Source organism: Marinobacter mangrovi (genome assembly GCF_016798325.1).
GTDB lineage: Bacteria > Pseudomonadota > Gammaproteobacteria > Pseudomonadales > Oleiphilaceae > Marinobacter_A > Marinobacter_A mangrovi.
This window is the reverse complement of the sequence record NZ_JAERVO010000007.1, coordinates 55,700-81,858: the sequence shown is the minus strand read 5'-3', so window position 1 is coordinate 81,858 and position 26,159 is coordinate 55,700. Positions and strand designations below refer to the sequence as shown.

The 26,159-nt window shown below is 62.0% G+C and carries 23 protein-coding genes; 8 read left to right on the top strand and 15 right to left on the bottom strand.

Going from position 1 to position 26,159, the window contains the following annotated elements; genetic code table 11:
• Positions 1–4: 4 nt before the first annotated feature.
• Both modB and modC read left to right on the top strand, forming a co-directional pair.
• Positions 5–706 (top strand): molybdate ABC transporter permease subunit, encoded by a 702-nt coding sequence (gene modB / locus JL474_RS18475; protein WP_203143226.1) that lies wholly within the window; start codon positions 5–7, stop codon positions 704–706.
• Entirely contained in the window at positions 696–1,799 is a 1,104-nt protein-coding gene (gene modC, locus JL474_RS18470; RefSeq protein WP_203143225.1) for a molybdenum ABC transporter ATP-binding protein, read from the top strand. Before modB ends, modC begins: the two co-directional genes overlap by 11 nt.
• Positions 1,800–1,955: 156 nt before the next feature.
• Here the strand turns inward: modC and JL474_RS18465 are convergent, their stop codons facing one another.
• On the bottom strand, positions 1,956–3,317 hold the full coding sequence (locus JL474_RS18465) for a DcaP family trimeric outer membrane transporter (protein ID WP_236012372.1): 1,362 nt from the start codon (positions 3,315–3,317) through the stop codon (positions 1,956–1,958).
• Positions 3,318–3,761: 444 nt separating this feature from the next.
• Here JL474_RS18465 and JL474_RS18460 point away from each other — a divergent pair, with 444 nt between their 5' ends.
• The 3 genes from JL474_RS18460 (at position 3,762) to JL474_RS18450 (ending at position 7,186) form a co-directional block, all read left to right on the top strand.
• Positions 3,762–4,958: an acyl-CoA dehydrogenase family protein gene (locus JL474_RS18460; protein WP_203143224.1), complete on the top strand. Its 1,197-nt coding sequence runs from the start codon at positions 3,762–3,764 to the stop codon at positions 4,956–4,958.
• A gap of 10 nt (positions 4,959–4,968) precedes the next feature.
• Positions 4,969–6,111, top strand: coding sequence for an acyl-CoA dehydrogenase family protein (locus JL474_RS18455; RefSeq protein ID WP_203143223.1), 1,143 nt, complete (start codon positions 4,969–4,971; stop codon positions 6,109–6,111).
• Between the two features lie 313 nt (positions 6,112–6,424).
• On the top strand, positions 6,425–7,186 hold the full coding sequence (locus tag JL474_RS18450; RefSeq protein ID WP_203143222.1) for a class II aldolase/adducin family protein: 762 nt from the start codon (positions 6,425–6,427) through the stop codon (positions 7,184–7,186).
• A gap of 440 nt (positions 7,187–7,626) precedes the next feature.
• Here the strand turns inward: JL474_RS18450 and JL474_RS18445 are convergent, their stop codons facing one another.
• The gene (locus tag JL474_RS18445) at positions 7,627–8,661 is read right to left on the bottom strand and encodes an NADP-dependent oxidoreductase (protein WP_203143221.1); all 1,035 of its coding nucleotides are present in this window, start codon (positions 8,659–8,661) and stop codon (positions 7,627–7,629) included.
• A 121-nt stretch (positions 8,662–8,782) separates the two neighbouring features.
• Between JL474_RS18445 and JL474_RS18440 the strand changes: the two genes are divergently transcribed.
• Positions 8,783–9,238 (top strand): MaoC family dehydratase, encoded by a 456-nt coding sequence (locus tag JL474_RS18440; RefSeq protein ID WP_203143220.1) that lies wholly within the window; start codon positions 8,783–8,785, stop codon positions 9,236–9,238.
• Positions 9,239–9,725: 487 nt separating this feature from the next.
• Here JL474_RS18440 and JL474_RS18435 read toward each other — a convergent pair whose 3' ends face one another.
• From JL474_RS18435 to JL474_RS18380, 12 genes are all read right to left on the bottom strand, one after another.
• On the bottom strand, positions 9,726–10,880 hold the full coding sequence (locus JL474_RS18435) for an ABC transporter substrate-binding protein (RefSeq protein ID WP_123635577.1): 1,155 nt from the start codon (positions 10,878–10,880) through the stop codon (positions 9,726–9,728).
• 81 nt (positions 10,881–10,961) lie between these two features.
• Positions 10,962–11,669 carry an ABC transporter ATP-binding protein gene (locus JL474_RS18430; protein ID WP_123635578.1) on the bottom strand — a complete coding sequence of 236 codons (708 nt, stop codon included), beginning with the start codon at positions 11,667–11,669 and terminating at the stop codon, positions 10,962–10,964.
• The gene (locus JL474_RS18425) at positions 11,656–12,423 is read right to left on the bottom strand and encodes an ABC transporter ATP-binding protein (protein ID WP_123635579.1); all 768 of its coding nucleotides are present in this window, start codon (positions 12,421–12,423) and stop codon (positions 11,656–11,658) included. The genes JL474_RS18430 and JL474_RS18425 overlap by 14 nt, the downstream gene beginning before the upstream one ends.
• Entirely contained in the window at positions 12,416–13,444 is a 1,029-nt protein-coding gene (locus JL474_RS18420; protein WP_123635580.1) for a branched-chain amino acid ABC transporter permease, read from the bottom strand. The genes JL474_RS18425 and JL474_RS18420 overlap by 8 nt, the downstream gene beginning before the upstream one ends.
• A 2-nt stretch (positions 13,445–13,446) precedes the next feature.
• Complete coding sequence (locus JL474_RS18415; RefSeq protein WP_123635581.1) at positions 13,447–14,310, bottom strand: branched-chain amino acid ABC transporter permease; 864 nt, start codon at positions 14,308–14,310, stop codon at positions 13,447–13,449.
• Positions 14,311–14,648: 338 nt separating this feature from the next.
• Positions 14,649–16,313 carry a long-chain fatty acid--CoA ligase gene (locus JL474_RS18410; RefSeq protein ID WP_203143219.1) on the bottom strand — a complete coding sequence of 555 codons (1,665 nt, stop codon included), beginning with the start codon at positions 16,311–16,313 and terminating at the stop codon, positions 14,649–14,651.
• Between the two features lie 49 nt (positions 16,314–16,362).
• Positions 16,363–17,145, bottom strand: a complete 783-nt coding sequence (gene surE, locus JL474_RS18405) for a 5'/3'-nucleotidase SurE (RefSeq protein WP_203143218.1) — start codon at positions 17,143–17,145, stop codon at positions 16,363–16,365.
• On the bottom strand, positions 17,142–18,227 hold the full coding sequence (locus JL474_RS18400) for a phosphotransferase (RefSeq protein WP_203143217.1): 1,086 nt from the start codon (positions 18,225–18,227) through the stop codon (positions 17,142–17,144). Before JL474_RS18400 ends, surE begins: the two co-directional genes overlap by 4 nt.
• Positions 18,228–18,234: 7 nt before the next feature.
• Positions 18,235–19,002 carry an SDR family NAD(P)-dependent oxidoreductase gene (locus tag JL474_RS18395; protein WP_203143216.1) on the bottom strand — a complete coding sequence of 256 codons (768 nt, stop codon included), beginning with the start codon at positions 19,000–19,002 and terminating at the stop codon, positions 18,235–18,237.
• A 15-nt stretch (positions 19,003–19,017) separates the two neighbouring features.
• Complete coding sequence (locus JL474_RS18390) at positions 19,018–20,229, bottom strand: acyl-CoA dehydrogenase family protein (protein WP_203143215.1); 1,212 nt, start codon at positions 20,227–20,229, stop codon at positions 19,018–19,020.
• A 53-nt stretch (positions 20,230–20,282) separates the two neighbouring features.
• A complete protein-coding gene (locus JL474_RS18385) occupies positions 20,283–20,726 on the bottom strand; it encodes a PaaI family thioesterase (RefSeq protein WP_131483029.1) in 444 nt (147 codons plus the stop codon).
• A complete protein-coding gene (locus JL474_RS18380; protein ID WP_203143214.1) occupies positions 20,726–21,511 on the bottom strand; it encodes an SDR family NAD(P)-dependent oxidoreductase in 786 nt (261 codons plus the stop codon). The genes JL474_RS18385 and JL474_RS18380 overlap by 1 nt, the downstream gene beginning before the upstream one ends.
• A 184-nt stretch (positions 21,512–21,695) precedes the next feature.
• On the opposite strand from JL474_RS18380, the gene JL474_RS18375 reads away from it, so the two are divergent.
• Positions 21,696–23,288 carry a class I adenylate-forming enzyme family protein gene (locus tag JL474_RS18375; RefSeq protein WP_203143213.1) on the top strand — a complete coding sequence of 531 codons (1,593 nt, stop codon included), beginning with the start codon at positions 21,696–21,698 and terminating at the stop codon, positions 23,286–23,288.
• A gap of 446 nt (positions 23,289–23,734) precedes the next feature.
• On the opposite strand, the gene JL474_RS18370 is transcribed toward JL474_RS18375, so the two are convergent.
• Entirely contained in the window at positions 23,735–24,475 is a 741-nt protein-coding gene (locus tag JL474_RS18370; protein ID WP_203143212.1) for an enoyl-CoA hydratase/isomerase family protein, read from the bottom strand.
• A 110-nt stretch (positions 24,476–24,585) separates the two neighbouring features.
• Here JL474_RS18370 and JL474_RS18365 point away from each other — a divergent pair, with 110 nt between their 5' ends.
• A complete protein-coding gene (locus tag JL474_RS18365; protein ID WP_203143211.1) occupies positions 24,586–26,043 on the top strand; it encodes an amidase in 1,458 nt (485 codons plus the stop codon).
• Positions 26,044–26,159: the final 116 nt, after the last annotated feature.

The window sequence follows — 26,159 nt, the reverse complement described above, 5'->3', positions numbered from 1 at the left end:
GAACATGATGCTGAGTGCCGCCGAGTGGGACGCCATCCGCATCAGCCTGCAGGTCTCCGGCAGCGCCGTCGCCTGGATCATCGTGCCCGGCATCGCCCTGGCCTGGCTGATGGCGCGCCGGGATTTTCCCGGCAAGTCACTCCTGGACGGCATGCTGCACCTGCCGTTGGTCCTGCCGCCGGTGGTGGTGGGCTACCTGCTGCTGATTGCCCTGGGTCGGCGCGGCTTCATCGGACAGTGGCTCGACCAGACTTTTGATATCCAGCTGCCTTTTACCTGGCAGGGGGCCGCCGTCGCGGCGGGTGTGATGGCTTTTCCCCTGCTGGTGCGCTCCGTTCGCCTATCGCTGGAAGCCGTGGACACGCAGTTGGAAGCGGCCGCCAGCACCTTGGGCGCCAGCCGTTGGCGCGTGTTCCGCACCATCACGCTGCCGCTCACCCTGCCCGGCCTGTTGACCGGCGCCGTGCTGGCCTTCGCCCGGGCGCTGTCGGAGTTCGGCGCGACGATCACCTTTGCCTCCAATATTCCCGGCGAAACCCGCACCCTGCCGCTCGCGCTCTACACCCTGATCCAGACGCCCGGCGCCGAGGATGCCGCGGCCCGACTGTGCGTCCTGTCCATCGCCATCGCCATGGCATCGCTGATGATGTCCGAATGGCTCGCCCGAAGAGCCCGACAACGTTTGAGAGGTCGGGATGACGGATAAACCGCTTTCAGCCAACGGGTTGCAGATCCGGATCGACCACTGTCCCGGCAACTTTCATCTGCATACCCAACTGACACTCCCCGCGGATGGCGTGACGGCGCTCTTCGGTGTCTCCGGCAGTGGCAAGACCAGTCTATTGCGGCTCATCGCCGGGCTGGACCGGCCCGATAGCGGGGTTATCTGCCTGGGGGACGACTGCCTGGTGGATACTCACACCGGCGCCTTCCTCCCGCCCCACAAACGGCGTTTAGGCGTGGTCTTCCAGGAAGCCCGCCTGTTCCCGCACTACCGGGTTCGAGGCAACCTGACCTACGGCATGCCCCGACCGGATACGGATCGGTTTGCGTCCATTGTCGAATTGCTCGGCATCGACCAGCTGCTGGATCGTTTCCCGGCCACGCTGTCCGGGGGCGAGGCCCGACGCGTCGCGATCGGTCGCGCCTTGCTGAGCGAACCGCGCATGCTGCTGATGGACGAACCGCTGACCGGCCTGGATGGACCGCGCAAGCAGGAGTTACTGGACTTCATTCTGCGCCTGACCCGCGAAATCGCCATTCCCATCCTTTATGTCAGTCACGACCCGGAGGAACTGACGGCCATCGCCGACCACCTGGTCCTGATGCGTGAAGGCCGCGTACTGGCCAATGGCCCCCTGGACGACCTGCTGATGCGTTTCGATCTGACCAGCGAGCTGGGCGGTTTCGATGCGGCTTCCGTGATCGAGGCGGACGTGGCCGCGCAGGATGTCGACTACGGCCTGACGCAACTGGCACTGAACGATGGCCAACGCCTGACCATTCCCGCCGTCGACGCCGACATCGGCGAACGGCTGCGCCTGCGGATTCCGGTCCGCGACGTGGCGCTGGCTCTCGCACCCCACGTAGGCTCCTCCTACCGCAACCAACTGCAGGCAACCATCACCGACACGGCCGTGCTGCCCAATAACCCGACCGCGATCGAAGTCCGGTTGCAGCTGGGGAGCCAATCGTTGCGAGCACGGTTAACACGGAAGTCATTCGAGGAAATGGCGCTGGATCCGGGGCAGACCGTGACGGTGCTGGTGAAGACGGTGGCCTTCGCTTTGCGGCGCTGAGGCACGAAGGTCAACGCATTATGGCCTTGAGCGTGTCCCTCCCACAAAAAAGCCCCGAGGCAGAGTCGGGGCTAATGGGCAAAACAACAGAGTAACCTGAAGGCGGGCCGGTGAATCCGGCCCGTTTAACGCATTTTTCGTTCGTTATATCAGCGTTTAGAAGTTCATCTTCGCGGACGCCATCACCTGCTCGTACTGCTGGCTGCCGCTGTCCGCAATGTTGCCGAAGTCCCAGTACGCGTATTCCACACCCAGCTCAAGCTTCCGGCTGGCCTGCCAGATCAGGTTGACGTGAGCCGACGTCGAGGAATCGAAGTAGCTCAGCGTGCCGTTGGCTACCGGTGTCGCCACCGGGTTGGTCAGGTCGCTGGTGATCTCGGTGTGGGAGCCCACGATGCTGGTGCGCCAGGTCGGGGACCAGAAGTGGCGGTAAGCAATGGTGGCACCATAGCTCTTGAGTGCCTTGACCTCACCGGCGCTTTGGGCTGCCAGATCGACTTCAGGGTAGGTGTACAGCCCCATGTAGCGACCCAAGGCACCGTAGCTGTACTGCATACGCAGGTCGTCACGCCCAATGGTCGGGATGCGAGCACTCAAGGAGACGGCACCGGTGAGCTCTTCATCGTCCGAAGCGTCGTCTTCCAGATTGCGTAGCACACCGGCGATGGAGTAGAAGCCATACTTGCCGCGAATCTGATAGCGAGCGGTCAGGTCAGGGTAGGACTGGTCATCATAGGAGAAGTCCGTGCCTGAACCGGAAATGAAACCGTCAGACGGGTTCTCCAGCGCCACCATAAACTTGCCGCCAGGGGCCGCCATGTTGTAGCGAATCATGGGCTGAGTGGTATAGATGAACGCGGCCATCTTGCCCTGGTTCAGGATTTCCGGAAGCGCGGCCAGATCGGTAAAAGTGGTGTAGGTCTGACCGAACTCCCAGCCGTTCCAGTTACCATAGGCCTGGCGCAGACGCGGCGCGTAGCTGTTGGAAACCACCTCGTTACCCGGGGCATCGTCGCCCTGGTTGAAGTCCATTTCCAGATAGGTCCGCAGGGTGTGGCCCGCAACGTCGTCCGTCTGTGTACCGAAGCTGAACCGTGATTCCCGGGCGGAGAAACCGGTCTTCCAGGAATTGTTGCCGGACGCGGCGTAGGACGCGAAGTTGCGCGGCAAACCGGTGGAATAGGTATTGATGGTCCCGTCACCACCCGAGCCGAAAATGGCGTCGGCCTTTATAAAGCCACCGAATGAAATGGTTGTGTCACCGATCTTCAGACCGTCGCCTTCCCGCAGGATGTAAGGGTTGTCCTCAGTCAGTTCCGGCGCTGACGAAACCGCACCTTTTAACGACTTTTCCAACTGGTCCACCCGCTGGCGCAGCTGCTCCACTTCATCGCTTTGAGCGCTTTGGGAATCCTGGGCCAGGGTCGCGGTGGACATCGCTGCCATCAGAGGCAGGCCTGCCAGGGCGATGGCGCGGGTGAGGGGACGTGCTCTGAATGACGCGTTTCTTGTTGTCATTGCAAACCTCGTTTTATCTCTTGTTGTATTCGGAAGCGCTGTGTCCTGCCCGTTTTTGACGATGCTCCGGGCACCGGGGCGGGACCGGCTTCCTGTGGGATGCGTCTTTGTTTTTGTTACTTCGGCTGGCTTCTAGTTTGTTATTCAACGTTAAGTTTCGCTAAGCGGTATGTAAATAGACATTCATTTCGCTTAGCAACACCAGCTTCCGTAATTCCGAATATAGTCAAACCCGTTTTCATCCACAACCTTTTAAAACTAAATTTTGCTCTTTGACGTATTCCAGGCAACGATTTGGCGCATTCGAGGCGATTGACACGCGCTTAATCATGATTCATCCTTCACTTAATTCTGCTATGCGGTATTAGCTTTCACAATAGACATAAACGCCGCTGATGGCGTGAACATGTCGACAGACAGAACAATGAACCGAGAGGTTGATCAATGAACATGAACTATACGGCCGACGAACTGGCCTTCCGGGATGAAGTCCGGACCTTCCTCGAGGAGAAACTGCCGGCCGATATTGCGTCCAAGGTTAAAGAAGGCCGTCGCATGAGCCGCGACGACCACGAGCGCTGGCAACAGATCCTGGTCAAGCAGGGCTGGTACGCCACCCATTGGCCGGAAGAGTACGGTGGTGTGAAATGGACCGCCGTTCAGAAGCACATCTGGGACGAAGAGTCCTGCCGTTACGGCGCGCCCCGCTCAATCCCGTTCGGGGTCAACATGGTCGCCCCGGTCATCATCAAGTTCGGCAGCGAAGAGCAGAAGCAGCATTACCTGCCGCGCATCCTGAGCGGTGAGGACTGGTGGTGTCAGGGTTACTCCGAGCCCGGCTCCGGTTCCGACCTGGCGTCCCTGAAGACCCGCGCGGTGCGCGACGGCGACCACTACATCGTCAACGGCCAGAAAACCTGGACCACCCTGGGTCAGCACGCCAACATGATTTTCTGCCTCGTGCGCACCAACACCGAGGTGAAGGCCCAGGAAGGCATTTCCTTCCTGCTGATCGACATGAACACCCCGGGCGTGACCGTCCGTCCGATCATCACCCTGGACGGCGAGCATGAGGTCAACGAAGTCTTCTTCGACGACGTCAAAGTGCCTGTTGAAAACCTCGTCGGTGACGAAGACAAAGGCTGGACCTACGCCAAGTACCTGCTCACCTACGAGCGCACCGGTCTGGCGGGCATCGGTGCTTCCAAGGCGGCCCTGAGCCACCTGAAAGCCATTGCCGGCCGCCAGAAGAAGAACGGCCGTCCGCTGATCGAGGATCCGACCTTTGCCCAGCGCGTGGCCCAGGTGGAAATCGACCTGATGGCGGCCTCCATCAGCAACCTGCGCATCATCGCTTCTGTCGAAGGCGGCGGTGTTCCGGGTGCCGAGAGTTCCATGCTGAAAGTCCGTGGTACGGAACTGCGTCAGGCCATTACCGATCTGTCCCGTCGCGCCCTGGGTCCCTACGCCCAGCCGTTCGTGGAAGAAGAGCTGGCTCTGGAATTTGAAGGCGACCACCTGTCCGATCCGGACGGCGCTGCGCTGTCACCGCAGTACTTCAACATGCGCAAGCTGTCGATCTTTGGCGGATCCAACGAGATCCAGAAGAACATTGTCACCAAGATGATTCTCGGACTGTAAGGAGGCACCCATGGACTTCAATCTGAATGAAGAGCAGCAGATGCTGCAGGACACCGTGGCGCGCCTGGTCCGCGGTGAATACGAATTCGAAAAGCGTCTGAAGTACAGCGAAAGCGAGCTGGGCTACAGCGAAGAGTTCTGGAAGCAGCTGGGCGAACTCGGCCTGTGCGCCGTGCCCTTCCCGGAAGAACTGGGCGGCTTCGGCGGCTCCGGGGTGGACGTGCAGTCGGTCATGACCGAACTGGGTCGCGGCCTGTGCCTGGAGCCTTATATGCAGACGGTGGTTCTCGGCGGCGGCCTGATCAGCCAGGCCGGCAACAACAACCAGAAAGAAGAGTGGCTGAGCCGTATTGCCACCGGCGACATCAAAATCGCCGTGGGCCTGGACGAGCCCCAGAGTCACTATAACCTGAACGACGTCGAGACCCGCGCTGAAAAATCCGGCAGCGGCTACGTTCTGAACGGTCGCAAGGGCGTCCTGATCGGCGGTCACGCGGCCGACCTGATCCTGGTCTCTGCCCGTACCAGCGGCGACAGCCGCGATGCGGACGGCCTGTCCCTGTTTGCCATTGATCCCAACGCCGAAGGCGTTGAGCGTCGGGTCTACCCGACCATGGATGGCGCCAAGGGCTGTGATGTGTTCCTGAACAACGTCCAGGTTGGTGCTGACGCTCTGATCGGCGAGGAAGGCCAGGCAGGGGCAGCCATCCACTACCAGACCGGTCGTGCCGTGGCGGCACTGTGTGCCGAAGCGGTGGGCGCGATGGAAGAAGCGATCAAGCTGACCCTGGACTACCTCAAGACCCGCAAGCAGTTCGGTGTGCCCATCGGCAAGTTCCAGGTCCTGCAACACCGCATGGTGGACATGAGTTCGGAACTGGAGCAGGCCCGCTCCATGTCGATCCTGGCCGCCAGCGTGGCTAACGATGACGCGAGCGACGAGCGCGACCGCATTCTGGCCGCCGCCAAGAACGTCATCGGCCGCGCCGGTCAGTTCATCGCCGAGCAGTCCATCCAGCTACACGGCGGCATCGGCATGACCTGGGAATACAGCCTGGCGCATTACGCCAAGCGTCTGATCATGATCAATCACCAGTTCGGTGATGACGATTTCCACCTGGAACAGTACGCGAGCCTGCTGCAGGCCTCGTAACCAGGCACGTTCTCTGTGCGAGGAGCCGGGTCTCAGACATCTTCCGGATGTCATACCCCTTAGAGACCCATTTTGGGGCAGCTTTTGCTGCCCTTTTTTAGTTATGGCAGTGGCGGGTCATTTTGGGCCTGCTGAACTCGGTGCAGGGAAACGAATGGAGACTCTTGCCTACGTTGCATTAGACGGCCGTCCCTGGCCGGCTAATGCAACCGGGACGTCCCTGTCCCTCCTTCGGCAAGAGTCTCCATTCGCTTCCCCAGACTGTTGAGATAACGCGACCCGTTCAACCGGCACACCTCATCAAGGAGGCCTTATGCAAGTCCATCAAGAACAAGAGCAAGACAAGGCATTACGGAAGCAGGAGTGGCAGGCCCGCTGTGATCTGGCGGCCGCCTATCGTCTGGTGGCGCTGTTTGGCTGGGACGATCTGGTGTTCACCCACCTGTCCGCGCGGGTGCCCGGACCGGAGCACCATTTCCTGATCAACCCCTATGGCCTGCTGTTCCACGAGATCACCGCGTCCTCGCTGGTGAAAGTGGATCAGGACGGCAATGTGGTGGAGGCCGGCGGGCTGGCGCGGGTCAATCCGGCGGGCTTTACCATTCACAGCGCGATTCACATGGGCCGGGAAGACGCAGGTGCGGTCATGCACCTGCATGCCGCCGATGGCGTGGCCGTATCGGCCCATCGCGACGGCCTGCTGCCGCTGAGCCAGACCGCCATGCTGTGCCTGGATCACGTGGCCTATCACGATTACGAGGGTGTCGCCCTGAACCTGGACGAGCGCGAACGCCTGATCAACGACATCGGCGACAAATCGATGCTGATCCTGCGCAATCACGGCATTCTCACCGCCGGTCACGATGTGCCGGAAACCTTCACCTACCTCTATTTCCTGATGAAGGCCTGCGAAATTCAGGTGAAGGCGCAGGCGTGTGGGCCGACCTTCATGCCGTCGGAGGCCGCGATCGAGACCACCCGGGAGCAGTCCCAGTCGCTGGGCAAGGCGGCCAAACTGACCTGGCCGGCGCTGTTACGGATGCTGGACAGCAAGAATCCGGGGTACGCCGTTTAAGGCGTCCCCGAGGGTGTAGCCGATGCTTTAGCTTCGGAGGAGCCGGCAGGCTCCCGAGTGTAGCTGCAATCGTTTCCCCTTTCTGGAGAATCGGACGGCGTACGACTCCCTCTCCCCTTGCGGGAGAGGGCCGGGGAGAGGGGGAGGCGCCAATCGGCGCCCATTTGTCTCGCTGGAATTCCGGCGAGGCGTTCGCCTCGTCCCCCTCTCTCCAAACCTCCGCTCCGCGCCCCGGCCCACATCCAGAGGCTGTGGGCGTTCCGGCGGGCGAAGCGATGCTTCGCTACTTCCGCCTACACCACTCGAGGGGAGAGAGGCTTACTACCGTCAGCTCCTGCAACACTCTCTTTAGCTTCGGAAGAGCCGTCAGGCTCCCGAATGACCCCGGCGTACTGTCGTCCGCTCCGAAGCTGAAGCGTCGGCTACATTAAAAGCTATGATCAGGCCTTGCGAGTCGGGTCCTCAGCCACCCGAACCAGCATCTTGCCCCGGTTCTTCCCTTCCAACAGGCCCTGGAACGCACTCACCGCGTTCTCCAACCCGTCCACGATGTCCTCCTGATACTTGACCTGACCGCTCTGAATCCAGCCCGCCATGTCCTTCAGGAAGTCCGGCTGACGCTCGATGTGATCGGTCTGGATGAAGCCCCGCAACATCAACCGCTTGACCAGCACCTTGCCCATGAACGGGATCAGGCGGTCCGGCCCTTCCGGCAGTTCGGTCTGGTTGTAGTGGGCGATACGGCCGCAGACCGGAATCCGGGCAAACACGTTGACCCGCTTCATGACGGCATCGAACACCTTGCCGCCGACGTTCTCGAAATAGACATCGATACCGTCCGGGCAGGCCTTGTCCAACTGCGCTTCGAAGTCATCGTCCTTGTAGTTCACGCAAGCGTCGAAGCCGTAAGCCTCCACCACATGACGGCACTTGTCTTCGGCACCCGCCACGCCGACCACACGACAACCCTTGAGCTTGGCGATCTGACCAACAACCTGCCCAACCGCACCGGCCGCCGCCGAGACGACCACGGTCTCGCCCGCTTTCGGCTGCCCCAGGTCGAGCAGGCCGACATAGGCCGTGAAACCCGGCATGCCCATCACGCCCACAGCGGTGCTGATCGGCGCAGCCTTCGGATCGAGTTTGCGCAGTGCCATCCCCGGTGCTGTCGAGTAGGCCTGCCAGCCGGCATGGCTGAGCACAATGTCGCCCGGCGCCAGTCCGTCGTAGCGGCTCTCCACCACCTCACTGACGGTGCCCCCTGTCATCACGTCGCCCACAGCCACCGGATTGGCGTAAGAGGCCGCATCCGACATCCGCCCCCGCATGTAGGGATCAAGTGAGAGGTAGATCGTTTTGAGCAGCACTTCGCCATCCACAGGCTCCGGCATCGGCGCTTCCTGCAGGACCAGGTGGCTTTCGTCCGGCATGCCGGTGGGCCGGGCGGCGAGGATAATCTGCTGATTGGTGGCCATGGTCATATTCTCCTCTGAGGGTGATGCCAAACCGGTTGCACGCGGCGATTCGGTTGGCGACAATGAATTCGAAATCAAAGTTTACAGAGCGAAATTAACTCCAACAAAAACAGGATGCGACATGAAAGAGATTGCCCTGGATGACCTCTCTCAACACACCGGCCAACGGATCGGTCACAGCCCCTGGAAAACCATCTCCCAGGATATGATCCAGGCCTTTGCCGACGCCACCGGCGATCACCAGTGGATTCACGTGGACGTCGAGCGAGCCAAACGGGAAGCCCCGTGGAAAAGCCCGGTGGCCCATGGCTTCCTGACTGTGTCGCTGATCCCCCTGCTCAACCAGGGCGTGATGCACGTGACCGGCACGTCCGCCAGCATCAACTATGGCCTCAACAAGCTGCGCTTTCCCGCCGCCGTAAAATCCGGCTCGGCGATTCGTACGGAAGTGACCCTGAAAGAGGTCACCGCCGTGGACGATCAACGCGTGCTGGCCGCCTACACCACCACGGTGCAGATCGACGGTGAGGACAAGCCGGCTTGTGTGGCGGAAAATCTGGTGATGTACGTGCGCTGACCTCAAGCAGAAGACAACCGGGGCGCCTTGCGGCGCCTCAGCATCGTAGGTTGGGCTGACGCAGGAAGCCCAACAGACCAGGTTTGCGGCCAGTCTCATTCCACCCAATAGGCGCCAAGCCGGTTTTTAAGAACCCATGCTCCAAGCATGCCTGCGATAAGGGAAATGTCCGGTGCCGGCTTATTGTTGGGCTTCCTGCGTCAGCCCAACCTACGCCCCTAACGTAACGGTGTAGCCGACGCTTCAGAGGGTGTTGCAAAAGCGTCGCGAGCGATAGCCAAACAAGGCGAAAATCAACGAAAGAGCGCAGTTTACGGGTTGTAAATGAGCACCTTGAGGCGATTTTCAACGCCGTATGGCTGAGCGCAGTAGCTTTTACAACACCCTCTTCAGCTTCGGAGCAGCCTGCAGGGCTGCCTGACCCATCAACCGCCGCTCAGCGTCCACAAAAAAGGGGCCACAAAAGGCCCCTTTTCGTATCAGCGACTTACTCCTCGATCGGCTTCTGCTCGATCTTGCCGTCTTCCACCACAGCCAGCGTGGTTTCCGTGACAAAGCCCCCCTTGTCGGTCACTTGTGTGACCTGATACGGGTTATGCGCTTCGTCGAGCTGTTTCATGGCATCGCTCATCTTGGCGCGGACTGCCTTGGCTTCCGTGCTACCCGCCAGCTGCATCGCCTTTACCAGGCCGTACATGGCCGAGTAGTTGTAGGCCGCCTCGGAACCCGGGGTCTTGTCGTATTCCGCTTTGTAGCGCTTGATGAAATCGTTCGCTGCGTCGGTACCGTAGGTGGACAGCGGCACCACACCAATGGCGCCTTCCAGTTGATCCACACCGCCAGCGACATCAGCCATTTCGTCCAGCTTGGCCTGGTCCATCACGATGAAGCCGCCCTGGAAGCCGAGTTGGCGCGCCTGCTGAACGACCAGACCGGTCGGCTCGGAGGCACCGCCGACGAACATCACGTCCGGATCGGACGCTACCAGACGGCTGACGCCGGTGTAGAAGTCGGCGGACTTGTTGTAGTCCATGGCGTTCTCGGCCACGACTTCACCACCCTTGGACTCCCACTGGTTCTTGATCATCTTGGCCCAGATCTTGGCGTACTCGTGAGTGGCGCCGCCCATGGCCAGTTTCTTGCCTTCGTGCTTCAGGGCATAGTCGCTGAACGCGCGGACATAGCCGTCAAAGGTCGGCGGAATCCGGATGGTCAGGCTGTTGCCCTTTTCGGTGACCGTCGGAACACTGGTGTACGCCATCACCATGAAGTCGTCTTTCTCGTTGAAATCCTGCAGCGCGAACACGCCACCAGAGTGCGGCACGAAGATGGCCGGCACGTCGGATTCCTGCTTCAGACGCTTGGCGTTGGTGGCCGCCTGGGCCGGGGAATAGCGATCGTCCAGAGAGATCAGATTGACCTTGTAGGTTTCCCCGTTGATCTTGAAACCGCCGTTGTCGTTGATTTCACCCGCGGCCATGCGCAGGCCGGACAGGACGTTCTCACCGTACAGCGCGGCGCCGCCACTGAGCGGGCCGGTAAAACCGATGTTCACTGTGGATTCCGCCATGGCCCCGGCGGAGAGGCCCGCACCCAGTGCCGCAACTGCGACCGCACGACCAAGAGTTTTCAGCATTTTCATTGTTTTCTCCTAGGGTATTGCGTCTGTCTTGTTGTTGGATTTATCGCTTGTCCAGGTAGATCACGTTGTGTCGTCGGCACACTAGGCGCCGATGTATGCCTTGCGCACCTCTTCATTGCCCAACATGGTGTCCCGGTCGCCTTCCATGACCAGTTGGCCGTTTTCCATCACGTAGGCCCGGGTGGCAATCTTCAGGGCGGCAAACGCATTCTGTTCCGCCAGCAGCACGGTGGTGCCGAGACGATTGATTTTCTGGATGGTTTCGAACATCTGGCGCACGATCAGCGGCGCCAGACCGAGCGAGGGCTCGTCCAGCATCAGCAACCGCGGCCGGCTCATCAGCGCGCGGCCGATGGCGACCATCTGCTGCTGACCGCCGGACAGGGAACCCGCCGGCTGGTCGGCCTTCTCCCGCAGGATCGGGTACAGCTCGAGCACGTCTTCCAGGCGCTGCTTGTTGCCCGCCTTGTCCCGACGGTGGACGTAAGCACCCATCATCAGGTTCTGCTGGACGCTCATCATCGGGAACAGCTTGCGGCCTTCGGCACACTGCACGACGCCCGACGACACGATTCCGCTGGGCTTGAGGCCGTCCAGACGCTTTCCCTCAAACTCGATTTCGCCCGCGGCCGGCTTGTTGAGGCCGCTGATGGCGTTGAAGAGACTCGATTTACCCGCACCGTTGGCACCCAGCAGCACCACCAGCTCGCCGGAGTCGACGCTCATCGAGATGTCGGTCAGTGCCTTGAAGCTGCCGTAGCAGACATCCACATTCCTAAGCTGCAGCATCTTCGTCACTCCCCAGGTAGGCTTCGATCACAACCGGGTTTTCCCGGATCTCCGTCGGGGTGCCTTCGGCGATTTTCTCGCCGTGATCCAGCACCATGATCTTGTCGGCCAGGCCCATGATCATGTCCATCTTGTGCTCGATCAGGCAGACCGTGAGGCCGTGGTCGACCATCTTGCGCATCAGGTCGGCCAGCCCTTCGGTCTCCTCCGGGTTCACCCCGGCGGCGGGCTCATCCAGCAGCACGATCTTGGGATCGGTGGCCAGCGCCAGGGCGAAGGCCACGCGCTTGCGCTCTTCCTGGGTGATGTCCGCGATCAGCCGGTTTTCCACATGGTTCAGCCCGACGAAGTCGAGCACTTCCCGCGCCTTGTCGCGGCAGGCTTTCTCCTCCCACTGCAGGCGTTTGGAGTTGATCAGCACGTCCCACAGGCCGGACTTGGTGCGCAGCCGGTGGCCGACGATCAGGTTGTCCAGCACCGAGGCCTGCTCGAACAGGTTGGTGGTCTGGAAGGTGCGGCCCACGCCACGCTGGGCGATGTAGTCGCAGCGCAGCGGTGTGATGTCCTCACCGTCAAGGATGATGCGCCCGGAGGTGGGCTTGTGGGTGCCGGCCACCAGGTTGAAGAAGGTGCTCTTGCCGGCGCCGTTGGGCCCGATGATGGCGTTGATGCGGTTGGCCTCGAACTCGACGGACACGTCGTTCACCGCCGCCAGGCCACCGAACATCTTGGTCAGGTTCTCGATCTTAAGCATTGTTCTCGACCTCCTTACCCGTGGCGATGCGGCTCTCTTTCTTCTTCGCCGCCGGCAACCCGGCGTCCAGCGTCTTGCGATGCAGCCAGCCCAGGAAGGAGCCGACAATGCCGCGGGGGAAGAAGATAACCAGCACCACCAACAGCGGGCCGAACAGGATCATCCGGTACTCCTCCAGGAACTGCAGGGACTGGGTGAGCCAGACGATGCCCACGGTGCCGACCAGCGGACCGGACAGAGTGCCGATACCGCCCACCAGCAGGTAGGTGATCATGTCGAAGGTGTGGAGGATGTTGCCGTCCTCGGGCCCGATGAAGCGCACCATGCCGGCGTAGAGCGCTCCGGCCATCCCCGCGTAGGTGGTGGACAGCACGAACGCCAGGGTCTTGTTGCGCATCAGGTTGATGCCGAGCGACTGCGCCAGATCGTCCCCGTTGCGGATCGCCATGAAGGTGCGGCCCAGCAGCGAGCGGGACAGCTTGCCCATGAACCAGATGGCAAAGATCAGGAACGCCAGCACCAGGTAATAGAAGGGCGTGGTCTCGGTGAAATCCACAATTCCGAAGCCGTGCGGCGCGGCGATGTCACGCACGCCGATCGGGCCGTGGGTCAGCTCCTCCCACTTGTCGGTCAGCATGTACATGATGAAGCCAACGCACAGGGTAAAGATGGCGAAGTAGTGTTCCTTCAGGCGCAGCGACACCACGCCCACCAGGAAGCCGATAAACGCCGTCATCAGCAGCGCTCCCACGAATGCCGGCCAGAAACTCCAGCCGTAATCCGCCGTCAGCAGCCCCAGGGTGTAGGCCCCAAGGGCAAAGAAGCCGCCGTGTGCCAGGTTCAGCTGGCCGCAGTAACCGGTGATGATGTTCAGGCCGTACACGGCGATCGCCCAGATAAAGGCCGAGGCCATGACGTAAACCTGGTACTCGTTCTTGGCGATCAGCGGGAACACCAGCGCCAGCACGATCAGCAGGTATTTCGCTGCCGGACGGGTCATAAAGGAAGCCAGTTTCAACATGATCAGTGCGCCCCCTTCGCGAACAGGCCTTGCGGACGAACGGACAGGATCACCACGAGCAGACCGAAGGCGATGATGTCCTTGTAGCTGCTGGAGATGTAGAAGCCGCCGAAGGCCTCGGCGAAGCCGATGATCATCCCGCCGACGATGGCGCCGGGTATGCTGCCCATGCCACCGAGGATGATGATGACGAAGGCTTTCATGATCACCACGTGCCCCATGGCCGGGTAGACCAGGTTGATCGGTGCGTAGAGGGTTGCGGCAAAGGCGGCCAGCATGCCGGAGATGGCGAACGTCATCATCGCCACGCGGTTGGCGTCGATGCCCACCAGGAAGGCCCCCTCCCGGCTTTGTGCCATGGCGATGATGGTGGCGCCGGTCATGGTCTTGCGCAGGAACAGCTGCAGCGCAATGACCAGCACAATGGCGCCGACGATGATCAGGGCCCGCTGCTCGGGAATGATCAGGCCGTCAAAGCGCATGATGCCGGTGAATGGTGACGTCATGCGGCGGAAATCCGCGCCCCAGAACATCTGCACCACCGCTTCCAGGAACAACAGGATGCCGATGGCAGCGATCTTGTCGTGAATCGGTGGCGAGTTGCGCAGGGGGTGGAAGACCAGACGCTCACAGAGGATGGCCAGCACCGCGACAACGGCGGCCGAGCCCAACATGGCGATCCAGTAATGGACGCCGAGATCCACCATGAAGAAGTAGGACATGAACGCGCCGACCATATAGAGCGCGCCATGGGCGAAGTTGGGAATATGCAGGATACCGTAGACCAGCGTCAGTCCGAGAGCGACGAGTCCGTAGATGCTCCCGAGTGTCAGCCCGTTTACGATGTTCTGGAAAAAGAGGTTCAAATCAGCCTCCTTCCTGGCAAGTTGTTGTTATTGGATGCCGCAGGTTTTTTGACCAGCGGAAGTTGTTATCGAAATTGGAACCGCAGGTTTAGCTTTTTGACTGAGACGTTTTAGTTTTTGATTTCACCTTTTCTCAAGAGTACACCCCGCAGCCACTCTGTCAATATACAGAATGCAATTCCACTGTGCGGACCTTAAAACAATTTTTGACCGTTATAGTGAAACTGAATCGGGGCAAAAGGGGCCATAGCCCGGAACAGCCGGCAAAGCCGACCGAACCGGGTAACGACCCGTTTCGGGAAGGGAGAAACCTGGCGGAGAGCGCCTTCAGCGCCGTGTCAGGCTTCCTTTTGCCACTCCTGCTCCTGCAGTGCCCGCCACATCACCTTGCCAGTGGGGGACTTGGGTAGCTCGGAGACGAACTCGACATGCTGGGGCACCTTGTAGGCGGACATCTCCTCACGGCACCAGCTCACGATGTCGTCGACCGTGGTGGTGTCTTCCGCCTCCGGCGTCAGCACGATGCACGCCTTGACCGTCTCGCCCCGCTTGGGATCGGGCGCGGAGATCACGCAGCATTCATGGATGGCAGGATGCCGGTACATCAGGCTTTCCACCTCCGACGGCCAGACCTTGAAGCCGGACGCGTTGATCATCCGCTTCACCCGGTCGACCATGAAGAAGTAGCCTTCCTCGTCGTAGTAGCCCAGGTCGCCGGTGCGGAAGAACCGTTTGCCATCGATCTCGACAAACGCCGCTTCGGTTTCGGCCGGACGGTTCCAGTAACCGATGGTCACCTGAGGGCCGTTGCTGACGATCTCGCCGACCTCACCCGGGCCTTTCTCCTGCAGCGTTTCCACATCGATGATGCGGGAGTCCACGTCGAACACCGGAATGCCCAGACACTGGGCCTTGGGGGCATCGGACGGGTTGATGTGGGTGGCCGCCATGGTTTCGGAGAGACCGTAGCCCTCGATGTAGTCCAGACCGGTCAGTTTCTTCAGCTTGTCAGCGATCGCCGCCGGCATGGCCGCACCGCCGCCGCCGATGGTTTTCAGGCTGCTGATGTCGTATTGACCCAGGTCCGGGTTGGACAGGAAATCCACCGCCATGGTGACGATGTTGGTCCAGCCGGTGACCTGGTACCGCTCGATCAGCTTGGCGGCGGTGTTGCGTTCCCAGCGGGTCATGATCACGGACGTGGAGCCGCTGTAGATCGGGCTGTTCATGGAGCCGGTCATGCCGGTCACGTGGAAGAACGGCAGCGTGGACAGCTGCACCGTGTCCGCGGTGCTCAGGTTCCAGAAGGCGCGGTGTACGGCGGTCGCCATCACACCGCGATGGACGTGAGTGCAGCCCTTGGGCGCGCCGGTGGTGCCGGAGCTGAAGGGAATCACGGCGATGTCGTCCGGACCGGCGGTATGCGGTGCCGGCGCCTTGTTCGCGCGGATCGCGTCCTGCCAGTCGGTCATGCCGTCGCCCTCGACCGGCTGGGCCGGCGCTGCGACTTCCGGCGGCAGGGTCAGATCAGTCTCTTCGGTCACGTAGCGACTGTAGGCGGTGACCACCACTTCCTTCAGGTGCGTTTCCCCCACCAGCGGCGCGATGAAATCCGCCAGTTCCTGGCCGGCCAGACAGAACTCCGCCGAGGTGTCGCTGATGTAGTGCTCCAGCTCCGCGGCCCGGTTCATCGGGTTCACCGGAATGACGGCCGCGTCCGCACGCAGGATGGCGTAGTAACCGATCACGTACTGGGGCGAGTTCTGCATGTACAGCAGCACCCGATCGCCCTTTTTCAGTCCCTGCGCCTGCAGGTAACCGGCCAGGGCCTCGACCTCGTCCAGCAGCTGCTGGTAGGTCGTCACCGTGTCGTAGTAGATGATGGCCGGATGATCCGGATAACGCAGGGCGGAAATCGCCAGGTTGGTAAACACACTGGTGTTGGGCAGCGTCATGGTCTTGGGCAGATCGCTCGGCCAGACCCCATGGTGTCGTGTAAACATAGTGTTGTTCTCCCCTGCCCGACCACATGGCCGGGCCAACTATCGTCTGTTAAACCGATCCAATGGCAAAAGCGGCCGGACCACCGGGCAGCGGTGCCTGGCTACGCAGTGGCGTGACGGCCACGGCCTGGTCGCGCAGGACGGTGACGTCCATATCCGGCGCGATAATATGCTTGGAACTGCGCTCGAAGCTGAGCCACCAGTAGGGCAGGCTGCGCCCGTCCTGGCCGGGCAGCAGTCGCGTGCGCTGGATGGAACCGCTGGACTGGCGCGCCCAGCGCACTTCGCTGATATCCCCGGCCGCACAGGCCGGGAAATTGATGTTCCAGCAGGGCTGCGGGTGCTCGTCCGGCGCCCACAAGGATCGGATCACGGATTCGCCATGTTGCTCGACCGGCGACCAGTCAATGCCATCGCGATTCAGGAAGGCCTGACTCAGGGCCATCGCCGGCACCCCCATATGCTGGGCGGTGAGTACCGCGCCCACGGTGCCGGAATACTGCACCGAGTCACTGATGTTGGCGCCGCAGTTCACCCCCGACAGCACCAGGTCCGGCGGCGTTTCGCCGAACCATTCCGCCATGGCAAACAGCACGCAGTCCGCCGGCGTCCCCGACAGGGCAAACCGGCGTTCGCTGCCGTCCTGGGCGTAGAGCCGCAGCGGTGAATGCAGGGAAATGCTCTGCCCCGCGCCACTGCGATCGTGCTCCGGGGCAACGACCCAGACTTCTTCCGCCAGATGACGGGCGATCTTTTCCAGGACCGCCAGCCCCGGCGCGTTGATGCCGTCATCGTTGGTGATCAGGATGCGACGTACAATGGGTTCACTCATTCCGCGACTCCCCGGTTGCCCTGTTGGGCGATCCGCCAGCCGGCGTCGGCCAGCATGCTGGCGCGTTTGCCCACCTGCAGGGCATCAGCATTACTCGCATTCCCCTGCAAGGCCCGGGCGTAGACGCCCTGGACGATGGACGCCAGACGGAACAGGGAAAACGCCAGGAACACGTGCCAGTCGGCGATGCCGGAGCGACCGGACTGGCGGCAATAACGTTCAATGATTTCCTGCTCATCCGGAATGTTCAGCGCTTCCAGGTCCTCACCGACAATGCCGCGGGAGCCTTCCAGATCCATGGGCAGGTGGTAGGGCAGGCAGTAATACGCCAGATCCGCCAACGGGTGGCCGAGGGTGGACAGCTCCCAATCGAGGATGGCTGCCACCCGGGGTTCATCCGGTGCCAGCATCAGGTTGCCGAGGCGGTAGTCGCCGTGGGCGATGGCCGACTCGTCGGTGGCCGGCAGGTGGTCCGGCAGCCAGGCCATCAACTTGTCCATAGCCGGCATGTCGTCGGTCTTGGCGGCCAGGTACTGTTTGGTCCAGCGGGACACCTGACGGGCCACATAACCTTCGGGACGACCGAAGTCACCCAGTCCTACCGCGTTCACGTCCACCGCGTGGAGTTGGGCCAGGGTGTCCATCGCGGCCTCATGAACCGGCCGGCGCTCTCCCCGGTCCAGCGCCCGCAGCGCCGGATGGCTAACCACCCGGCCCGGCGTGAAATCCATAATATAGAAGGGCGTACCGATGATGGCCGCGTCCTCACACAGCACCCGAGCCCGGGGCACCGGCACATCGGTGTGATCGGACAGCGCCCGGATCACCTTGTATTCCCGCTCCACCATATGGGCGGACGGCAGGGTCTTGCCCGGCGGCTTCTTGCGCAGGACATAGCGGCCGCTGTCGGTATCCAGCAGGAACGTGGGGTTGGACTGCCCACCCTGGAACTGCTTCACCTCAAGCCGATCGCCGATGTCCGGCATCGCCTGCCGGAGCCAGGCTTTCAGTTGTTGCTCGTCGAACCGGTGGGCGTCGAGGACGTCCACCAGCTCCGGGTCGAGATTCGCGTGCACAGACATCGTCACCTCAACCCGCGGTTTCGCCGCCGTCCGCCACGATCACCTGACCGGTGATGTAGGCGCTGGCCGGTGTGGCCAGGAAGACCGCCAGCCCGGCGATGTCTACCGGCTCGCCGATGCGACGCAGCGGGGTTTTCTCTTCCACCCGCTTGAGCCGTTCCGGATCTTCCACCAGCGCCTTGGCGAAGTCGGTGCGTACCAGGCCCGGGGCGATGGCGTTGACCCGGATACCCTTCGGCCCCCACTCGACCGCCAGGTTACGGGCCAGGGCCGCTTCCGCCGCCTTGGATACGCCGTAGGTACCGATCACGGTGTTGCCGCGGATGCCGGCGATGCTGGACAGCAGGATGACCTGCCCATCACCGCGCTCGGCCATGTGCGGCAGCACCATCTGGGTCAGCCAGAAGGTGCCCTTCACGTTGGTGTCCATGATCTTGTCCCAGGCGTCGTCGGTCATGTCCTGGGTGGGGCCATAGACCGGGTTGGTGGCGGCGTTGCACACCAGCACATCAATGCGTCCCCAGGCGGACAGGGTCTTGTCCACCAGGTTCTGCAGGTCGTCCTTGCGACCCACGTGGCAGGGCACGGCGATCGCCTCGAAGCCCTGCTCTTTCAGCTCGCCGGCCACCTGTTCACAGACCTCGGCCTTACGGCTGGAAATCACGACTTTCGCGCCGGCGCGGGCCATCTCCTCGGCGATGGAGCGGCCGATGCCCTTGGTGGAACCGGTGATCAGGGCCACCCGGCCGGTCATATCAAACAATGGATTGCTCATGCTCGGGCCTCCGGATCAGTGTGTTTTCGGGTAATTACGCAGTTCGAGTTTGGCGATCGAATCCAGATGCACTTCATCCGGACCGTCCGCCAGACGCAGCGTGCGGACCTGGGCCCAGGCCGCCGCCAGGAAGGTGTCCTGACACACGCCCATGGCGCCGTGGACCTGGATCGCGCGATCCAGAATGCGCAGCGCCATGCTCGGTGCGGCGACCTTGATCATCGCGATTTCCTGACGGGCCACCTTGTTGCCGACGGTGTCCATCATGTGCGCCGCTTTCAGGGTCAGCAGACGGCACTGCTCGATCTCCAGACGGGAGCGGGCAATGTCCTTGCGGATGGAATCGAACTGGGCCAGCGGCTTGCCGAAGGCTTCCCGCTCGTTGACCCGCTGACACAGGGCTTCCAGCGCCCGCTCGGCGACGCCGATGGTGCGCATGCAGTGGTGAATCCGGCCTGGCCCCAGACGACCCTGGGCGATCTCGAAACCGCGGCCCTCGCCCAGCAGCATGTTGCTGGCTGGCACGCGGACGTTGTTGTACTCGATCTCGGCGTGGCCGTGCGGCGCGTGGTCGTAGCCGAACACGGTCAACGGACGAATGATCTTCACGCCCGGGGTGTCCAGCGGCACCAGGATCATGGACTGTTGCTTGTGCTTTTCCGCCGCCGGATCGGTCTTGCCCATGACGATGGCGATCTTGCACGTGGTGGTCATGGCGCCGGAGGACCACCACTTGCGACCGTTGATGACGTACTCGTCGCCCTCGCGACGAATCTCGCAGCCAATGTTGGTGGCGTCGGACGAGGCCACGGCCGGCTCGGTCATGGAGAAGCAGGAGCGGATCTCACCGGCCAGCAGCGGTTCCAGCCACTCTTTCTGCTGCTCGGGAGAGCCGTAACGGGCGATGGTTTCCATGTTGCCGGTATCCGGCGCCGAACAGTTGAACACTTCCGGGGCCATATGGGAGCGCCCCATGATTTCGCACAGGTGGGCGTATTCGAAATTGGTCAGGCCGGCGCCGTAGTCGCTTTCCGGCAGGAACAGGTTCCACAGACCGGCGGCCTTGGCCTTGCCTTTCAGCTCTTCGAGGATCGCGGTCGGCGCCCAGCGGTTTTCCGCGTTCTCGATCTGCTCGTGGTGCAGGTGCTCGTTCGGATAAACGTGCTCGTCCATAAAGGCCAGCACTTGCTCGCGCAGAGCCTGAGCTTTCTCGGAAAGTTCAAACATGTCGTTGTGCCTCTTGCTGTCGTTGTTGGGGCAATTCAGGGATGGTGACGCCGTCAGATGGGCACGCCTTCCGGTGATTCACTGCCGGAACGGATACGGAACGTGCCTTCGCCGATGGCCAGCAGGTTGCCCTGGTCATCGCGGACTTCGCCGGTACTGTTGAAAATGCGGCTGCCGCCGGCACGTTTGGTGCCGGTGACGGTGATGGTGCCGCCGCTGCACTGACCGGTGAACGACGTGGTCAGGGACAGGGTAATGGCCTTGCGCATGCGGCCCGGGTACGGGCAATAGGTCCCCGCCTGGGCCAGGGCGATATCCAGCAGCGAGGTCAGCACCCCGCCGTGGATGACGCCGGCCAGATTCAGGTGATGCGGCTGCAGCTTTACAGTGATCACCGCTTCGTTTTCTTCCCAGGAGGCCTGCTCATAGCCGAGCACCTTGTGGAAACCCGGCAGATCCTTGCTATCCAGATATTCAGGGGTGGTGACGTCAGACATCAGACTTTCATTCCCGGCAGATTCAGGGAGGCGGTATTGCCTCCGTCCACGGGCAGCGCCTGCCCGGTGATGTAGCTGGCATCGTCGCTGGCCAGGAACAGGATGGCGGCGGCGATTTCCTCGGGGTTGCCGTAGCGTCGCAGTTCACAGCGCGCGCCCAGCTTGTGGGCTTTCTCGTTGGCGCGGGCGTAATCGAAGATGGGCTGGGTCATGCCGGTTTCGATCAGGCCCGGGCACACCGCATTGACGCGGACGTTGTCGCCACCGAGGTCGCAGGCAGCAGTCTGGGTCAGGTTGATCACGCCGGCTTTGGACGCGCTATAGGCATTGCCGCCCGCTCCGGAGCGGATCCCCGCAACGGATGCCGTATTGACGATGCTGCCCAGACGGCGGGACTGCATGTGCGGTGCCACATGCTTGATGAAGAGCATCGGCCCGATCAGATTCACCCCCAGGATGCGCTCCCACTCGTCGCGATTCTGGTCGGTGATCGGCGGGTGCGAACCCGCCACGCCAGCGTTGTTGCAGAGGACGTCGATCTGCCCCCAGCGCTTGATGGTGTCTTTGACCAGCGCTTCGACAGCCGCCTCGTCGGACACATCCATGACTTTGCGCAGGTACTCGGTACCTTCCGGCAGAGCGCTGGTGGTTTCCATCAACCCGGCTTCGGCCTGATCCACCAAAACCAGGTAAGCCCCTTCCCGCGCCAGTCGCAGGGCCGTGGCTCGTCCGATACCGCTACCCGCGCCGGTGACGATCGCCACCCGTCTCTTGAAACGCATCATGCGGATGCTCCTTTTGTTGTTCTTGGTCACCCTTATAAAGGGCCTCCCAGCCGTGCCAGATCACGAAGCCGGGAACCGCAAATAGGAATTCGGGTTTTAATTTGTCACGCCTGACACTTTTGAGTCAATATATTCGGAAGTTAATTTCACTAGTTAAAACACAACAATCATCATGAGTGTCAAAATGAACGACTATGTGAAAAGCATGCCCCAACACGCCCCGCTGGTTGCCGATGAAACCCTCCTGCCTATCGGGGAACAGATCCAGACCTTCGCCCGCACCCAACCCGACAAAATCGCCCTGATTGACGAGAAAGGCGACACCGACTGGGCCGGCCTGGTGTCCCGCGTGAACCGCATGGCCAACCGGCTGCGCGCGTCCGGGCTGAAAACCGGCGACACAGTCGCGGGCCTGTCGGAGAACAGCGCCGACTACATGATGCTGTATCTGGGTGTGCTGACCGCAGGTGGCTGCATGGTGCCGCTGTCGGGCATGGCGAGCGGCGAAACGCTGGCACTGATGGTGAACGACTGCGACGCCCGCTTCCTGTTCGTTTCAAAGAAGAACGCGTCTTTATATGACGAGATTCGCGATCAGCTCGCAAACGTCACGGCCGACCTGCGGATTGGCATCGACTACGCACCGTCTGACAGTGCTGTAACGCTCGACAGCTGGCTGGGCGACATTGACGACACCGCCAACCCGGCCCCGCTGTCGCTGGATGATCCGTTCAACATCATCTACAGCTCCGGCACCACCGGCACACCCAAAGGCATCCTCCATGACCATCGGTTCCGCTACCGTCAGGTGCGGCGCATGGGAAGCTACGGGCTGAACAGCGAGGCCATCAACCTGGTGTCCACCCCGCTGTATTCCAACACCACGCTGGTCTCCGCCCTGCCCACCCTGTTCCACGGGGGCACGCTGGTGCTGATGGGCAAATTCAACGCCCACCGGTTCCTGGAACTGGCGGAGCAGCACCGGGTGACCCACGCCATGCTGGTGCCGGTGCAGTATCAGCGAATCCTGGCGGAGCCGGACTTCGACCGCTTCGACCTGTCCAGCTTCCAGCTGAAGCTGTCCACCAGCGCACCGTTACGTGCCGACGTTATCGGACAGGCCATGAAACGCTGGCCGGGCAATATCCGTGAAGTCTATGGGCTGACCGAGGGTGGCATCTCCACCAGCCTCGACTGCGGTGCATTCCCGGATAAGTGGGATTCCGTGGGCCAGCCCACCGAGGGTGCCGAAGTGCGGATCATCGACGAAGACGGTCATGAGCTACCACAAGGTGAAATCGGTGAAATCGTGGGCCGGGCCGGCGCGATGATGCGCGGCTACTACCATCGCCAGGAACAGACCGACGCCATGCTCTGGACCAGTCCGGAGGGTCTGAGTTTCTACCGCAGCGGCGACATGGGCCGGCTCGATGCCGACGGCTTCCTTTATATCCTCGACCGCCGCAAGGACATGATCATCTCCGGCGGCTTCAACATCTATGCAGTGGATCTGGAGAAGGTGCTGCTGGAACACCCCGCCGTGGCGGATGCCGCGGTCATCGGCATCCCCAGTGAGCACTGGGGCGAAACGCCACTGGGACTGGTGGTGCGCAAGGTGGGCGAGAGTCTGACGGAAAGCGAGCTTTTGGAATGGGCCAACGGCAAGCTGGGCAAAAGCCAAAGGCTCACCGGCATCGAGTTCCGCGACGAACTCCCACGCAGCACCATCGGAAAGGTGCTCAAGCGGGAGTTGCGGGCGCCGTACTGGGAGCAGTGATCCCCCACACACCTGTAGCAGATGCTTCAGCTTCTGAGCCGCCCAACGGGCGGCCTTTATCCCCCAGACTTAACGTCAACAAAAGGGCCCTGACGGGCCCTCCGAAGCTAAAGCGTCGGCTACAGGCTCATCGCTGACCTCATCCCTATTCAAAGCATAGGCATCCCAAAAATCGGATGAAGGTATGGCAAGAAAGCCTGATCGAAACCAATGGGTGCCATCGCTGGAGCAGAGGACAGGATGTCCTCGTCGCATAAGCGGCCATGGACGGCCCTCTTAGGCGACGGAAGCGATGGCACCCATTGGTTTCAGACTCCCGATGTGTTTTGAATGCATTCTGCGATGGCATCCATTGGTTTCGATCAGGCATAAGTGGAGAAGGCCAGGGCCCTGACAGGCCCTCCGAAGCTAAAGCGTCGGCTACATTTCAAAAAACATCGGAGGGGTTACCGCTTCCCCATCCGGTCCAGCACGGCCCGGCATTCGTCGGACTGCAACCGCTCGGCAAACACATCGCGCTCGCGTTCCAGTGCGGCAAACGCCTGCTCTTCCCAGGGAGCGCGCATCAGTCGTTTGCTGGCCCGCAAAGCGTCACGGGGCTGTTCGACCAGCTTCCGGGCCCGGTTCAGCGCCACGGTTTCCGCCTCACCATCCGGCACGCAACTGGTGGCCAGACCGGCCTCGACCGCCGCCTTCCCGTCCAGCGTCTCGCCGAGCACCAGCAGGTCGGTCGCCCGACGGAATCCCATCCGCAGTGGCCCCATCACCGTGGAAGCGGCTTCCGGCGATAGCCCCAGATCCACGAACGGCGTCCGGAAGCGGGCGGAGGCGGCCGCAATTACCATGTCGCAATGGAACAGCAGCGTGGTGCCGATGCCAATCGCGATGCCTTCAACGGCGGCAATCACCGGTGTATCGCACCGCATCAGTCGCTCGATGAAGGCCAGGCCCGCGGAAGGCTTCGGGTCCGGGTCGGTCGCCCGGGCGCGAAAATCGTCAAGGTCGTTACCGGCAGTGAACAGACCGTCACAGCCGGCCAGCACGATGGCGTGAATACTCTCGTCTGCGGCGGCTGTATCGACCGCCTCGGACAACGAGTCGTACATGGCGCGGGTCAGGGCGTTCTTTTTTTCCGGACGGCGGATGGTCAGCCGGACGATGCCGGGTTCGCGGGTCACCTCGATCATGCCGATTCTCCTCATTGTTGGGGCATGGCGCATTCATTTTGCGAAATACTGTTTCACAAAAATGCCATTTATTCTATGTTTGTGAGCGACAACAACAAGGAGCCAACCCCATGCCCCCATTCCATGAGATGAGCAGTTTTGCCCTGGCGGACGGCATTCGCAGCCGTACGTTCACCGCCGTGGCGGTTCTGGAGCACTTCCTGGATCGCATTGAACACATCAACCCGGATCTCAACGCCATCGTGGTGCTGCGCGCCGACGACGCACGCCGGCAGGCGGAAGCCGCCGATGCCGCGGCGGAGCGGGGCGAGGACTGGGGGTCGCTGCACGGCGTGCCCATGACCATCAAGGAAACCTTCGAGATCGAAGGCTGGCCCACCACAGCGGGCTTCGAGAAGCTGCGTGACCACGTCTCAACCCGCACCGCGCCGGCCGTGCAGCGGCTACAGGCCGCCGGCGCCATTATCCTGGGCAAGACCAACGTGCCGGAACTGGCCGGCGACCTGCAGAGCTTCAACAGCATCTATGGCACCAGCAACAATCCATGGGACACCTCGCGTACACCCGGGGGCTCCTCCGGCGGCGCCGCGGCGGCTCTGGCCGCCGGCCTGACCCCGCTGGAGCTGGGCAGTGACATTGGCGGCTCGATCCGCACGCCCTCGGCGTTCTGTGGCATCTACGGCCTGAAAACCACTTACGGCATCGTGCCCACCCGCGGCCACGTCCCGGGCACGCCGGGCAGCCGGGGCAAGCGCGATATTGCAGTTGCCGGCCCCATGGGGCGCCATCTGGAAGATCTGGACCAGGCACTGGCGTTATTGGCCGGGCCGGACGAGGCGGACGCGCCGGCCTGGCGCATCGAACTGCCCGAACCGACGACGGCCACGCTGGGCAATCTGCGCGTGGCCGCCTGGCTGGATGATGTGTTCTGCCCGGTCGATCAAGCGGTGCGGGACGGCCTGCAGAGCTGCGTGGACGTGCTGCGCGCCGAAGGGGCGCGGGTGAATGAAGCGGCCCGGCCGGATCAACTGACCCTGAAAGCCAACCACGACCTGTATTACAACCTGCTCGCCGCCGCCATGGGCGCGGGACTGACCCCGAAAATCCGGGAGAAGCTGAAGCCGCTCACCGAAGACCCGAACGCCGACGACTACCGCAGCCGCTTTGCCCGCGGCGCCCTGCAGTCCCATGCCGACTGGATGGCCGGCGACGAACAGCGGGCCCAACTGCAACACCGCTGGGGGCAGTTCTTCGAGCGTTTTGACGTGGTGTTGTGTCCGGTCGTCAACACACTGGCCTTCCCACACGATCAGGAAACCGCCGCCACCGAGCGCACCCTGACCATCAACGGCCAGCCCCAGCCCTACATGGACGTGACCGTGTGGGCCGGCATTGCGGCGATTTCCGGGCTGCCCGCCCTGAGCCTGCCCGTGGGCTATTCTGACGAAGGACTGCCGCTGGCCGTGCAGCTGATCGGTCCGGCCTACAGCGATCGCAACCTGCTGCGGATCGGGCAGCTCCTGGCCCGGCACCTGCACCCGGACGGCCTCCCTTTCCCCCGGCTGTAAGTCGGGCGCCCGGGACGCGGGAAGATTCCACCCGCGTCCTATTGCAAAACGCGATGCGTATGATAAATTCGGAAAACAAAGATTCATTCTGCAGTCACAAGTACCGCAGAGCGAAA